General features: G+C 60.2%; 7 protein-coding genes and 1 rRNA gene. 3 read left to right on the top strand and 5 right to left on the bottom strand.

Annotation, left to right across the window (positions count from 1 at the left end; genetic code table 11):
- A 5S ribosomal RNA gene (gene rrf, locus ACJ8QF_RS20850) occupies positions 1 to 113 on the top strand; the annotation flags it as partial.
- A gap of 176 nt (positions 114 to 289) precedes the next feature.
- On the opposite strand, the gene actP is transcribed toward rrf, so the two are convergent.
- The 3 genes from actP to acs all read right to left on the bottom strand — a co-directional run bounded on the left by actP (position 290) and on the right by acs (position 4300).
- Positions 290 to 1942: a cation/acetate symporter ActP gene (actP, locus tag ACJ8QF_RS20845; RefSeq protein WP_004930048.1), complete on the bottom strand. Its 1653-nt coding sequence runs from the start codon at positions 1940 to 1942 to the stop codon at positions 290 to 292.
- Positions 1939 to 2250 (bottom strand): DUF485 domain-containing protein, encoded by a 312-nt coding sequence (locus ACJ8QF_RS20840; RefSeq protein WP_004930047.1) that lies wholly within the window; start codon positions 2248 to 2250, stop codon positions 1939 to 1941. The genes actP and ACJ8QF_RS20840 overlap by 4 nt, the downstream gene beginning before the upstream one ends.
- Positions 2251 to 2341: 91 nt before the next feature.
- Positions 2342 to 4300 (bottom strand): acetate--CoA ligase, encoded by a 1959-nt coding sequence (acs, locus tag ACJ8QF_RS20835; RefSeq protein ID WP_442537833.1) that lies wholly within the window; start codon positions 4298 to 4300, stop codon positions 2342 to 2344.
- A 901-nt stretch (positions 4301 to 5201) separates the two neighbouring features.
- Here acs and gltP point away from each other — a divergent pair.
- Positions 5202 to 6518 (top strand): glutamate/aspartate:proton symporter GltP, encoded by a 1317-nt coding sequence (gene gltP / locus ACJ8QF_RS20830; protein ID WP_004930041.1) that lies wholly within the window; start codon positions 5202 to 5204, stop codon positions 6516 to 6518.
- A 275-nt stretch (positions 6519 to 6793) separates the two neighbouring features.
- The gene (locus ACJ8QF_RS20825) at positions 6794 to 8137 is read left to right on the top strand and encodes a condensation domain-containing protein (protein WP_442537832.1); all 1344 of its coding nucleotides are present in this window, start codon (positions 6794 to 6796) and stop codon (positions 8135 to 8137) included.
- 43 nt (positions 8138 to 8180) lie between these two features.
- Here the strand turns inward: ACJ8QF_RS20825 and ACJ8QF_RS20820 are convergent, their stop codons facing one another.
- Together ACJ8QF_RS20820 and ACJ8QF_RS20815 are read right to left on the bottom strand one after the other, a co-directional pair.
- A complete protein-coding gene (locus tag ACJ8QF_RS20820) occupies positions 8181 to 11276 on the bottom strand; it encodes an amino acid adenylation domain-containing protein (protein WP_442537831.1) in 3096 nt (1031 codons plus the stop codon).
- 64 nt (positions 11277 to 11340) lie between these two features.
- Positions 11341 to 12951: a condensation domain-containing protein gene (locus ACJ8QF_RS20815; RefSeq protein ID WP_442537830.1), complete on the bottom strand. Its 1611-nt coding sequence runs from the start codon at positions 12949 to 12951 to the stop codon at positions 11341 to 11343.
- Positions 12952 to 13391 lie beyond the last annotated feature (440 nt).

Below are 13391 nucleotides of genomic sequence, written 5' to 3'. Positions count from 1 at the left end.
GGCGGCAATAGCGCGGTGGTCCCACCTGACCCCATGCCGAACTCAGAAGTGAAACGCCGTAGCGCCGATGGTAGTGTGGGGTCTCCCCATGCGAGAGTAGGACACTGCCAGGCATCAAACAAAGCCGAAAGCCCTGAACTGACGTTCAGGGCTTTTTGCTATGCGTAAAACACAAAAAGCGCAGCTAGGCTGCGCTGCTTTCCCCAGCTTCTCTCCGATAAACAGCCAGAGAAAAGGCCCCGAAGGGCCTTTGATTAGGGTGTGTTTGCTTTTTTCACTTATTATTCGATCAATGCGAGCTGCCCTGAGAGATGCCCAGCCCGGTTTGCGAACGGACAAACTGGGCCCGGAAGCGTTCCCGCTCCTGCTGCCCGGCCAGCGAGCTGTCGGTGATCGAGAACAGCCAGGTGCCGACAAAGGCCACGATCATCGAGAATAGCGCCGGGTATTCATACGGATAAATCGGTTTCTCATGGCCGAGGATCTGCACCCAGATTGTCGGGCCGAGGATCATCAGAATCACCGCCGTTAACAGACCCAGCCAGCCGCCAATCATCGCGCCGCGAGTCGTCAAACGCGACCAGTACATCGACAGGATAATGATAGGGAAGTTACAGCTGGCGGCGATGGAGAACGCCAGCCCGACCATAAAGGCGATATTCTGCTTCTCGAACAAAATCCCTAGGGCAATGGCGACCAGCCCCAATACCACGACGGTGATCTTGGAGACCTTCAGCTCATCGCGCTCGGTCGCCTTGCCATTTTTAATCACGCTGGCGTACAGGTCATGGGACACGGCCGAGGCGCCGGCCAGCGTCAGGCCCGCAACCACTGCCAGAATGGTGGCGAACGCCACCGCCGAGATAAAGCCGAGGAAGAAGTTGCCGCCAACGGCATTGGCCAGGTGCACCGCCGCCATGTTGGTCCCGCCCAGCAGCGCGCCGGTGGCGTCTTTGAACGCCGGATTGGCGCTGACCAGCAAGATGGCGCCGAAGCCGATGATAAAGGTCAGGATATAGAAGTAACCGATAAAGCCGGTGGCGTAGAACACGCTCTTGCGCGCTTCCTTGGCGTCACTCACGGTGAAGAAACGCATCAGGATGTGCGGCAGGCCGGCGGTGCCGAACATCAGCGCCAGGCCAAGCGACAGCGCGGAAATCGGATCGGACACCAGCCCGCCGGGGCTCATGATGGCGATGCCTTTCGGGTGCACCTTCACCGCTTCGGCGAACAGGGTATTGAAGTCGAAGTTGACCGACTTCATCACCATCAGCGCCATAAAGCTGGCGCCGGCCAGCAGCAGCACCGCTTTGATGATCTGCACCCAGGTGGTGGCCAGCATGCCGCCGAACAGCACGTACAGCACCATCAGAATGCCGACCAGGATCACCGCCACGTGGTAGTTGAGCCCGAACAGCAGCTGGATCAGTTTGCCGGCGCCGACCATCTGCGCGATCAGATATAGCGCCACCACCACCAACGAGCCGCAGGCCGAGAGGGTGCGGATCGGTTTCTGCTGCAGACGGTAAGAGGCGACATCGGCGAAGGTATAGCGGCCGAGATTGCGCAGGCGTTCCGCGATCAGGAACAGAATGATCGGCCAGCCGATGAGGAAGCCGATGGAGTAGATCAGCCCGTCATAGCCCGAGGTGTAGACCAATGCGGAGATGCCGAGGAACGAGGCGGCGGACATGAAGTCACCGGCGATCGCCAGGCCGTTTTGCAGGCCGGTAATGCGCCCGCCAGCCGTGTAGTAGTCCTGACGGGAACGGGTGCGTTTGGACGCCCAGTAGGTGATGTACAGGGTGGCACCGACAAACAGGATAAACATCACGATCGCCTGGATGTTCAGCGGCTGGCGATGCACCTCGCCGCCAATGGCGTCGGCGCAGGCCAGGCCCGGTAGTAACAGCAGCGCGGCGGCGGACAATAAGCGCTTCATTGTTTCACCTCGCGCAGGATCTCTGCGGTGAGGCGATCGAACTCGCCGTTGGCGCGAAACACGTAGATCCCGGTCAAGACGAAAGAGATCACGATCAACCCGACGCCGACCGGGATCCCGCGGGTGATGGTCGATCCGGCGGCGATCGGCGTGCCGAGCCATTGTGGATCGAAGGCGATCAACAAAATAAAGCCGACGTACAGCGCCAGCGTAATCAGCGAAAGCAGCCAGGCGAACCGGCCGCGTTTTCTCACCAGCTCTTTAAAGCGCGGGTTTTCTTCAATCCCTTGATAAATGGTGTCATTCATCAGAGTGTCTCCAGTCGGTATTGAGAGAGTACGCCGCGCCAGGGCCGCTCAACGGCGCGTTATCCGAATGAGCGGCCTGAAGCGGCGTAAATTATGACGGCACTTTCATTGATTGTTTTTCTTCCAACAGCTTGTCGACTACGGCCGGATCCGCCAGCGTGGAGGTATCCCCCAGGTTGCTGGTGTCGCCGGCGGCAATTTTGCGCAGGATGCGCCGCATGATCTTGCCGGAGCGCGTTTTGGGCAGCGAGTCTGTCCAGTGCAGCACATCCGGCGTAGCGATCGGCCCTATCTCTTTGCGCACCCAGTTGCGCACTTCGGTATAGAGCTCCGGCGTCGGTTCTTCGCCGTGGTTCAGCGTGATGTAGGCGTAGATCGCCTGGCCTTTGATGTTGTGAGGAATGCCGACCACCGCCGCTTCGGCGATTTTCGGGTGCGATACCAGCGCGGACTCGATCTCGGCGGTGCCCAGACGGTGGCCGGAGACGTTCAGCACGTCGTCGACGCGGCCGGTGATCCAGTAGTAACCATCCTCGTCGCGGCGGGCGCCGTCACCGCTGAAGTACATGCCTTTGAAGGTCGAGAAGTAGGTTTGCTCGAAGCGATCATGATCGCCGAACAGGGTGCGCGCCTGGCCCGGCCAGGAATCGACGATCACCAGGTTGCCTTCGCAGGCGCCTTCCTGCGGCGTGCCGACGTTATCGACCAGCGCCGGCTGTACGCCAAAGAACGGCCGCGTGGCGGAACCGGCTTTCAGCTCAGTGGCGCCCGGCAGCGGGGTAATCATGAAGCCGCCGGTTTCGGTTTGCCACCAGGTGTCGACGATCGGGCATCTCGCGTTGCCGATCTTGTTGTAATACCACTCCCAGGCTTCCGGGTTGATCGGTTCACCGACCGAGCCCATGATGCGCAGCGAATCGCGTCGGGTGCCTTCGATCGCCTTGTCGCCTTCGGCCATCAACGCGCGAATGGCGGTCGGCGCGGTATACAGAATGTTGACCTGATGTTTGTCGATCACCTGCGACAGGCGATTGACGCCCGGATAGTTAGGCACGCCTTCGAACATCAGCGTGGTGGCACCGCAGGCCAGCGGGCCGTACAGCAGATAGCTGTGGCCGGTGACCCAGCCCACGTCGGCGGTGCACCAGTAAATGTCGCCGTCGTGGTAGTCGAACACATACTTAAAGGTCATCGCAGCGTAGACCAGGTAGCCGCCGGTGGTGTGCAGCACGCCTTTCGGCTTGCCGGTCGAACCGGAGGTGTACAGGATGAACAGCGGATCTTCGGCGTTCACTTCTTCCGGCGGGCAGTCTGCGGAGACGCCCTGGGTCAGCTCATGCCACCACAGATCGCGCCCTTCCTGCCAGTAGCCCGGTTTACCGGTGCGTTTGAATACCACCACGTTGGCCACGCTGACCACGCCGGGATTTTTCAGCGCATCGTCGACGTTCTTTTTCAGCGGCACGGCGCGGCCGGCGCGCAGGCCTTCATCGGCGGTGATCACCAGTTTGGCGTTGGAGTCGATAATGCGCCCGGCGACGGCTTCCGGCGAGAAGCCGCCGAAGATCACCGAATGTACGGCGCCGATGCGCGCGCAGGCCAGCATGGCGACCGCCGCTTCCGGCACCATCGGCATATAGATGGCCACCACGTCGCCTTTTTTAACGCCGAGCTGTTTCAGCACGTTGGCGAATTGGCAGACATCGTGGTGCAGCTGCTTGTAAGTCACCTTTTTGGATTGGGTCGGGTCATCGCCTTCCCAGATAATGGCGGTTTGGTCACCGCGCTCGGCCAGATGGCGGTCCAGGCAGTTGGCCGCCAGGTTCAAGGTGCCGTCTTCAAACCAGCGAATGCTGATGTGGCCCGGATCGAACGAGGTATTTTTCACTTTGGTATAGGGTTTGATCCAATCCAGGATTTTGCCATGCTCACCCCAGAAAGCCTCTGGGTCTTGAACCGACTGTTGATAATACTGTTGGTATTGTGCCGGATTAATCAGGGCGCGTTCTGCAATTGCAGAAGGAATAGCGTGTTTATGCAGTTGGCTCATAGCTTTTCTCCTTGAAGTTGTTAATGATATGTCAACTGAAGGTTAAGTATAGTTTGCTACGATTCTTTGTTTCTTTTTTGCGCGGCAGATCACGCAACAAAGATATTGATTTGTAATCGTTCTGTCGCATTTGCAGGGCGTATCTATCTCTTTGGCGCTTAAATCCTCATAAACCCACGTTTTTAACCAAAAACACTTATATAAAGAACAAAAAAGAATAAATAAAAACGGACTCAACTGCCGCGAAATTAATAGATACGATCAGGGTCGCCATTATTTCTCGCTATAAATCTTTTTGGGTTGTTTTTCGCTATTAATATTCTAAGTTGGCATTAGCACGATATAAAGATGGACTGCACCGCGTGAAATAACGTTTTATTAACGCTTAATTCCTGATGAAAACTCGGGAAATACCCTGTGGCATTCATCCTGCGGTGTCGTTCGATTTTTAATCGAAATATAAAGTGGCGCTGCATTTATGGACGAAAGTGTCACTCGGCAAATTCTCATTTGTTTGACTTTTGAGTAACAAAATATAAACATACGATGCGGATTAAATATGCAGAATGAGCGAAAAATAACGCATTTTAATCGCGTTCAAAAAATCGTCGTCGGCGCGGTTATGTACTTCATTATATGAAAAATTATGTTTTTAATAACAAGCAATTATGCCATTTGAAATAGTTACGCGAAATTTTTGTGATTCGATTCAGCGCTCAAGCCTGACAAATCAAGGCTTGCAGAGCATACCGCCCGGATGATACAGATTTATACTGCGTCGCACCCAGGGCAGGTGAACGCTTCCACTGAATTAACATAAGCCTGTAATAAATGATTAAGTATTCTTTTCGCCGTGTTGCGACTTTGTACGGCGCAAAGAGTCTTTGAGGACTTTTTGGGTATGAAAAGTGTAAAAATTAGCCTGGCTTGGCAAATCCTGATCGCGTTGGTACTGGGTATTATTGTTGGCGCGGTATTGCACAACCAGACCGAATCTCGTGAGTGGCTGGTGAGCAATATTCTCAGCCCGGCGGGTGATATCTTTATTCGTCTGATCAAGATGATTGTGGTGCCGATCGTTATTTCCACGCTGATCGTCGGTATTGCCGGCGTGGGGGATGCGAAAAAGCTGGGCCGCATCGGATTGAAAACCATTATCTACTTCGAAGTGATCACCACCGTCGCCATCGTGGTGGGGCTCACCTTGGCCAACGTCTTCCAACCCGGCCACGGCATCGATATGTCGACGCTGACCACGGTGGACATTTCGCAGTACGAGAAAACCACCGAACAGGTGCAAAGCGGTTCGCACAGTCTGGTGGCGACCATTCTGTCGCTGATCCCATCGAACGTCTTCTCGTCGATGGCCAAGGGCGACATGCTGCCGATTATCTTCTTCTCGGTGCTGTTCGGCCTGGGGCTGTCGTCGTTGCCGAAAGAGACCAAAGAGCCGCTGCTGAAGGTGTTCAAGGCGGTGTCCGAGAGCATGTTCAAAGTCACCCACATGATCATGCGCTATGCGCCGATCGGGGTGTTTGGCCTGATTGCGGTCACGGTAGCCAACTTCGGTTTCGCCTCGCTGCTGCCGCTGGCCAAGCTGGTGGTGCTGGTGTACTTCGCCATCGCGTTCTTCGCCCTGGTGGTGCTGGGGGCGGTCGCCCGGCTGTGCAACCTGCGCATCTGGACGTTGATCCGCATCCTGAAAGACGAACTGATCCTGGCTTATTCCACTGCCAGCTCGGAAACGGTGCTGCCGCGCATCATCGAAAAGATGGAGGCTTACGGCGCGCCCAAGTCGATCACCAGCTTCGTGGTGCCTACCGGCTACTCCTTTAACCTGGATGGCTCGACGCTGTACCAGAGCATCGCCGCCATCTTTATCGCCCAGCTGTACGGCATCGAGCTGTCGTTGGGGCAGGAGATCGTGCTGGTGCTGACGCTGATGGTGACCTCGAAAGGGATCGCCGGCGTGCCGGGCGTCTCGTTCGTGGTGCTGCTGGCCACGCTGGGCAGCGTCGGCATTCCGTTGGAAGGCCTGGCGTTCATCGCCGGCGTGGACCGTATCCTGGATATGGCGCGCACCGCGCTGAACGTCGTGGGCAACGCGCTGGCGGTACTGGTTATCGCCAAGTGGGAGCACCAGTTCGATCGCAAGAAGGCGCTGGCCTACGAAACGGAGTTCCTGGCGCAGAAGGTGAAGCCAGCCAATCAAGGCTAATCACCGGCTAGCGGGATATGAAAATCGCCCCGGGCATCCATGCCCGGGGCGTTTTGTTTTTATGCCCTTTCAGCCTGCCACTTTCTTTTCTCTGCCCCCGCTGCGTCGCTTGCATCCCCGCTTAACAGAATCTAAAGTGTTACCAAATTAATAGAAATGATAATAGATGTTATTATCATTTTCATTTGATGATGTATGGAGACACGCAAAAGCCGCTGAACGGCGGGGTTACGCCCGTTTGGCGTCTTTATTCGGGCTTATCAAAGGTAGGTAACATGTCGGACACCGCTTTGGCCTCTGAATGGTTGCCGCTGGCGCCAGCGCAGCTTGATTTCTGGGAAGAACACACCTTGCACCCTGGGCAGACGCTGTCCACCGTCGCACATTGCACCGAACTGTGTGGCGCGGTAGAGGAAGAGACGCTCTGCCGGGCGATCGCCACCACTCTCGCCGAGACGCAGGCGTTTGCCTTGCGCTTTGGTGAGCGGCATGGCGACGCTCCTCCGTCGTTACGTTACGATCCACAGTGCACACCGCCATTGCAACGCATCGATCTGCAAACGCACGGCGATCCCTGGCAGGCGGCGCATAGCCTGATGCGCGAAGATATCGCGCAGCGCCGGGCGCTGCATAGCGAGCCGCTAGCCGCAGCCTGGCTGCTCAAACTGGGGCCGGAGCGCTACCTCTGGTACGTGCGCGCGCACCATATTCTGATTGATGGCTTCGGTATGGCCCTGATCGAACACCGCTGCGCCGCGTTATATGCGCACTACCTCGGCCAGGGCAACGCGGGTATCCCTCTGGGCGCCTTTGGACCCTTTCAACAGGCTGAGCTGGCCTACGCTGATTCTGAGCGATGCGAGCGCGATCGGCGCTTTTGGCAGAGCTATCTGCCGCCGTCGCAGGCGCTGCCGACGGTGCACAAGGGCGGTGAGGACTATGGCGTGCGGCGTCTGAGCACCCGCCACCGGCTACCGGCGGCGGTATCGCAACGACTGGCGCAGTTGGCGGAGCGCAGCGGCATCAATTGGCCCGACTTGCTGGTGGCGCTGTCGGCGGCCTGGCTATTTCAGGTGATGCCCCGCGACACCCGGCAGGGCGATACGCTGCCGATGTGGATGCCGGCGATGAATCGCCGCGGGCAGGCCGCCACCAACGTGCCTTCGTTGGCGGTCAACACTCTGCCGCTGCTGGTGTCACCGCCGCAAGCGGAGACGCTGGGGAGCTTTCTCACCACGCTGACGCAGCAACTGCGGGAGCTGCGCAGCCACGCCGGCTACCGCCTGCGCCAACTGGCCGCCGATCGCGGCGTGGATCCGGACTCGCGCTTCTTTATTTCCCCTTTCATCAACGTGCAACCCTTCGATGCGCCCCGTTTCACCGGCTGCAGCGGTACGCGCAGCGTATTGGCCGGCGGCTCGGGCGACGGTTTCAACCTGACTTATCGCGGCCGCACCGACGCCCGCGATCTGCAGGTGGATATCGATATCTATCTGGAGCAGTTTCCGCCGGAGGATGCGCTGGACTATGGCGAGGCGCTGCAAGAATTTCTGTTGCGTGCGCTGCAGCGGGAAGCCTGGGAGCAACCGCTGGCGGCCCTGACGGCGTTGCCCGCCTGAGAAAGTGCGGGCGGGAGGATGCTCCCGCCCGAGTGGCAGGGCTTCAGCTGGCCAGCAACGCCGCCACTTCGCGCGCGTTCTTGCACGGCAAGAGCGAACTGCTTACCAGACGGGTGCCGAAAGCGTCATTGAGGCGTGACGCCACCTGTTTGATATGCGGCAGCTTCAGCCCCATGGCGATAAACGCCGTCTCTTCCCCCCATTCCGGGCGCGGAGTCACGCCGATCGCCTGCCAGTAAATGGTCAGGATCTCGGCGCTGCGCGCCAGCGGCGCGTTCGGCGGCGGGGCCGCGCAGGCGTTCAACGCCGGCGCGGTTTGCTGGTGGCTCAGGTCGGCGCGGATGCGATGGCGGTCGGTTTTACCGTTGGCAGACAACGGCAGCGCCTCGGCATGGATAAAGCGCGTGGGAATATGGGTACAGGGCAGATAGCCGGTGGCGAAGGCGCGGATCTCGGACAGCGGCAGCGGTTTGCCGTCGCGGGTCAGATACAGGGCGCCGAGCGCCGCCTCGTTGTTCTCTCCGCTGGGATAATCCACCACCACCATATCCAGGATCGCCGGATGGCGGCGCAGCACGTCTTCGATTTCCGGCAGCGAGACGCGCACGCCGCGGATCTTCACATAGCCGTTCACTCGGGTGGCGAACATGATGTTGCCGTCCGCACGGTAGTAGCCCTGATCGCCAGTGCGGAAAGCGCGCAGCGGTTGTCCGTCCGGCCCTTCGAGGGTGATGAAATCGTGCTGCCTCAGCTCACCCTGCTCCAGGTAGCCCAACGCCAGGTTGACCCCGGCGGTATGGATGCGGCCGACCACGCCGGCCGGGCAATGGCTGCCGTCGTCATGGCAGATGAAATAACGGTTGGCGGGCAGCGGGCGGCCGTAAGGCACAGTGCCGCTCTCCTGCGGGGTGATAGGATGCCAGATGCTCCAGATGGTGGTTTCGGTCGGCCCACCGAGCGAGAACAGCGCGAGATCCGGGCGCAGAGTTCGCAGGGTTTGCACCGTCGCCGGCTTGATGTAGTCGCCGCCTTGCGCCACCAGACGCAGCGAACGCAGGCTGTCGGCCGTTTTGCAGGTGAGCAGCATCTCCAGAATGGCCGGCACCGAACACCACAGGCTGACCCGATGTTTTTCCACCAGCTGGTTCCAGCTGATGGCGTCTTTTTCCTGATGCGGCGCCGGCAGCACCAGCGTAGCGCCGGCGCACAGCGAACCGAACAGATCGAACATCGACATGTCATGGTGCGGCGGCGTGACGGAAATGAACACGTCGTCGGCGGTGACCGCCCAGCGCTGCTGGGTCTGGTGGATAACGTTGGCGGTGGCGCGGTTGTTGAGCACCACGCATTTGGGCTTGCCGGTGGTGCCGGAGGTATACAGGTAGTAGCTTGCGGCCAGGCTGGCACTGCGTTCCACCAACGTCTGTTCATCCGGCAGCGCAGGCGCGCGATCCGTCGGCGCCAGCAGGATCGCCGGCGTCACGCCGATCGGCGTCTCCAGATCGCCGCCGTGCACCACCAACGTCGGCCGGCAGTTCTCCAGCAGGTAGGAGGTGCGTTCCGGCGGTGAGTTGATATCGATAGGAACCCAGATCACGCCCTGCAGGGCGCAGGCGAGGCTAAAGATGACCTGCTCAGGGCTGCGCGGCAGATACAACGCCACCACGTTGCCCGGCTGCACGCCGCGGCTTTGCAGGTTGGCGATCGCCGTGGCGATCTGCTGGCCCAGTTCGCGGTAGGTCAGCGTCTGTTCGCCGCAGATCAGCGCGTTGCCGCCGTTTTGTGCGCCAAACAGCCGCTTGGCCAGCTGCGCCAGATAAGGATAAGGCGCGTAATTCGCTTCGCTGTCATTGTGGCGATAATGCGCCAGATCGATGAAATCTCGCGGCGCGATCGCCAGGTCGGCGCGTTGGCAACTGCGCAGGATGCGTCGCTGCAACGCCGCCAGCATGGCTTCTACCTGCTCGCCGTGCAGCGCCTGTTCGGCGTAGTCCACGCACAGCTGCAGGTTTTTTTCGCTGTCCAGCGTCAGGCGAATATCTATGGCGACCTGCGGCGTTTGGGTCAGGCCGTCGTGAAAGCGCACCGGCGCCTCGGCCGGCAGCGTTTCCCAACCCAGACAGTTGGTCAGGATCACCGGCAGCGCCGGGCCGCCCTGGCTTTGGCCGAGCAATTGCCGCGCCAGATCGACGCCGGAAAACGTCAGGTGGTCGAGCGCGCCGAGCACATCGTCCTGCAGGGCTTGCGCGCGCTGGATAAAGTCTTCACCGTGACGGGAATAGCGCACCGCCACGAAGCTGGAGGCGTTGCCCAGGGCACCATCGGCGGCGGGGAACGCTACCGGCACCCCGACGCACAGCTCACCGTCGGTGGTCCAGTGGGCCAGCGTATCGAGGACCAGCGCCGACAGCAGGCTGTTGCGCAGCAGCGCATGCGGCGATCCCAGGCGGCCAAGCTGTTTTACCGTATCGCGTGGCAGCGTCAGGGTGGCGCGGCGATAGCGTGATGAGGTGAGATTGGCGAGCGGGGCGCGCCACGGCAGTGCCGACGGGGTGGTGACATCTTGCAGCTTTTCACGCCAGTAGGCGGCATCGGCCTGGCGCTGCGCCGCCGATGCGGCGGGGGGCGGCAGTGCGGCGGCGGTCGAGGTCAGAGGGCGAGCGTCGAACAGGCGCGCGATCACGGTGGAGATCCCCTGGCCGTCGAGGATCAAGGCATCAAAGCTGGTAAAGATCAGCGTATCGTACGGCGATCCCGTCGGATCCTGCTGTTCGGCAAGTTGGATCACGGCGATGCGCCACAGCGGTTGGCTCGGATCGTGGCGCTGGTGGGAGTAACGCTCGCGCAGTTGTTCGACCTGGCGCTGCGACGTTTCGCCATCAAGGGCGCGCAGATCGTGGCGATCCAGATGCAGCGTCACCTCCGGGCGTACGTGCTGCGTGCCGCGCTGCACATCGATGCAGGTGCGAAGCGCCGGGTAGTGCTGTACCAGCTCGGTCAGGCGCGCTTCAAGGCGCGGTACGTCCAGCTGCCGGGCGCGGTATTCGCGAAAGTCGTGCATCGCCACGCCGCCGAGCGGCCATCGATCGCTGCGGCCCAGAAGATAGGCCTGCTGCAGTGCGGTTAAAGCTGTCTCCATGGTACTTCCCTATAGTCGCTAACCGATTAAAACGAGCCGGGCGCCGTGCGCCCGGAAACCGATCTCAGTGCTGCGGCGCCAGCGCGGCGAGCAGCGTTTTCGCATGCCTTCCTGCCTCGGGCGACCGTTGGCAGATCAACGCCGCCAGCGCAGCCGGGGAGGGATGCGCCGTCAGATCCTGCGCCGTCAGCGCCGCCGCCAGATACTTGTTGAGCACCGTCAGCAGCGCGTTCACCCCGGCATCCGGCAAGGCCAACCGGCGGATATCGTCGTGGTCGCGCACACTGGCCTCGGGAGCCACCCGCGCCAGCAGCCGGTGCAGCACCTGGAGCACCGGCGCCTGCTGCGCCAGCGCGTCGGGCGTGCATTGCGCCAGCAGCTGCGACAGCGGGCGATCGAATGCCCCCGCTTGCCGCGCGGCCAGGTGCAGCAGCGCCCGGTAACAGGCCAGCAGGCGCGGCAGCACCTGCTCGGGGAACGCGTCCAGCCGCACGTCCCAGTTGATCAGAATGCCGTCGTCGACGTGGGCGACCTGCACATCCAGCGCCACCTGCGGCCCCTGAGAGATCACCCAACCGAGACGGCCAAAGGTGTTGGTGACCCGTTCGGAAAACAGCGTTTTGCCGCGGATGCCGAAACCGGCGGTAAACACCACCGGCGAAGGCTGCAGGCTGCCGTGCAGGCGCGACAGATCGCGCATCACGCTGACGCCGGGGTAATCCGCATGCTCGATCAGCTCCGCCAGCTGCGTCATCAGGCGCCGGCAGAAGGCGTTCAGGTTTTCCGTCGGGTTCAGTTCCACGCCGAGCAGCACCAGGTTAGAGAAATCGCCGATGAGGCGATGTGCGTCCTCCCGTTCGCTCTCGCGGTGGAACAGCGGCACGTTGAGCCGGAAGCGCGTCATGTTCCAACCCTGGCCGACGGCCAGCGCGAACAGCGCCAGAAACAGCGTCGAGAGGGAGGTGTGATGCCGTTTGGCGACGTTTTCCAGCGCGCGGCTTTCTTCTGCATTCAGCTGTATGGCCAGGCGATCGCTGCGGCAGCGGTCCGGCGTGCGCAGCAGGCGCGGCGCCGGCGGCATCTGCGCCAGGCGTTCACGCCACCAACGCTGGCCGCGTTCGCGCCGTTGGCGCAGCGCCACGTCGGCGTCGCGTCGTTCGAGGTGATCGAAGTAGGCCGGCGGCGCGTCATGGGCTGGGGCCGCCGGACACTGGTGATAAAACGCCGTCAGATCTTCCATCAACAGGCGAAAGCTCATGGCATCGCCGGCGATCATGTCGAGATCGACATGCAGGCGGCTGCGTCCTTCCGGCAACAGGCTCAGGCTGATATCGCAGGGAACGCCCTGTTCCAGCGGCAGCAACTGGGTGCTTTTCGCCTGGCGTTTGGCGGCGAGCGCGGCTGTCAGCGTTGCTTCATCGGTGTGTCGCCAGTCGTCGAGATGCAAAGTATGCCGGGAGCCGGGAGGTGCGATCGTCTGCCTGCCATCGTCGGTAATGCGCAGGCGTAACAGCGGATGACGCAGGTACAACGCCTCGACGGCCTGGCGCAGCCGGGCGATGTTCAGCTCGCCGCCGTCGAATTCCGCATAAAGATGGGCGGCCATGCCGCCCAGAGGGGGAGCGGACTGTCGGCCAACCCAATAGGCGGCCTGCATCGTGGTCAAAGCTTTCATCGGGTATCCATTTTGATTCAGCCAACGAGACTGCAAGAATATATCCAAATGTTAATAGGAATGAAAATTATTATTATTTGATCCATTTGACGCGAGGGTGCTATCTATAAGGGGTTTTAGCTGTAACGGGCAGGCATGGGGTTGGGTGTGAATAATTTATTCATATTATTCTTAGCATTGTAATTATTGTCTGTTATTGCAGCGCTTGTTTTACCTGCGAAAGTATAAGGTTTTCTGGCGGTTATCGTGGCCGCTCTCACACCTTTATTGATAATGATTTGCATTAGAAAATGCAAAATATTATCATTCTTAACATTATTTTACGTTTTTATACAAGCTGCCGGCCGCTTCGCCGGCGGCTTGGTCGTGGACGGGGCCGCGCCCGTTCGGCCGCGAAAGACATGGGTTTGCCGCAGGGATAAGCAACAGCAAGGCCGGGA

It is taken from the genome of Serratia sp. CY81684 (assembly GCF_052166595.1).
Taxonomy (GTDB): domain Bacteria; phylum Pseudomonadota; class Gammaproteobacteria; order Enterobacterales; family Enterobacteriaceae; genus Serratia; species Serratia nematodiphila.
The sequence above is the reverse complement of the archived record's forward strand: the minus strand, read 5'-3'. Positions and strand labels throughout refer to the sequence as shown.

What these genes read in the sequence shown, in the direction of transcription:
- actP (WP_004930048.1), bottom strand. Translation starts at nt 1,942, where the DNA reads ATGAAGCGCTTATTGTCCGCCGCCGCGCTGCTGTTACTACCGGGCCTG.
- ACJ8QF_RS20840 (WP_004930047.1), bottom strand. Translation starts at nt 2,250, where the DNA reads ATGAATGACACCATTTATCAAGGGATTGAAGAAAACCCGCGCTTTAAA.
- acs (WP_442537833.1), bottom strand. Translation starts at nt 4,300, where the DNA reads ATGAGCCAACTGCATAAACACGCTATTCCTTCTGCAATTGCAGAACGC.
- gltP (WP_004930041.1), top strand. Translation starts at nt 5,202, where the DNA reads ATGAAAAGTGTAAAAATTAGCCTGGCTTGGCAAATCCTGATCGCGTTG.
- ACJ8QF_RS20825 (WP_442537832.1), top strand. Translation starts at nt 6,794, where the DNA reads ATGTCGGACACCGCTTTGGCCTCTGAATGGTTGCCGCTGGCGCCAGCG.
- ACJ8QF_RS20820 (WP_442537831.1), bottom strand. Translation starts at nt 11,276, where the DNA reads ATGGAGACAGCTTTAACCGCACTGCAGCAGGCCTATCTTCTGGGCCGC.
- ACJ8QF_RS20815 (WP_442537830.1), bottom strand. Translation starts at nt 12,951, where the DNA reads ATGAAAGCTTTGACCACGATGCAGGCCGCCTATTGGGTTGGCCGACAG.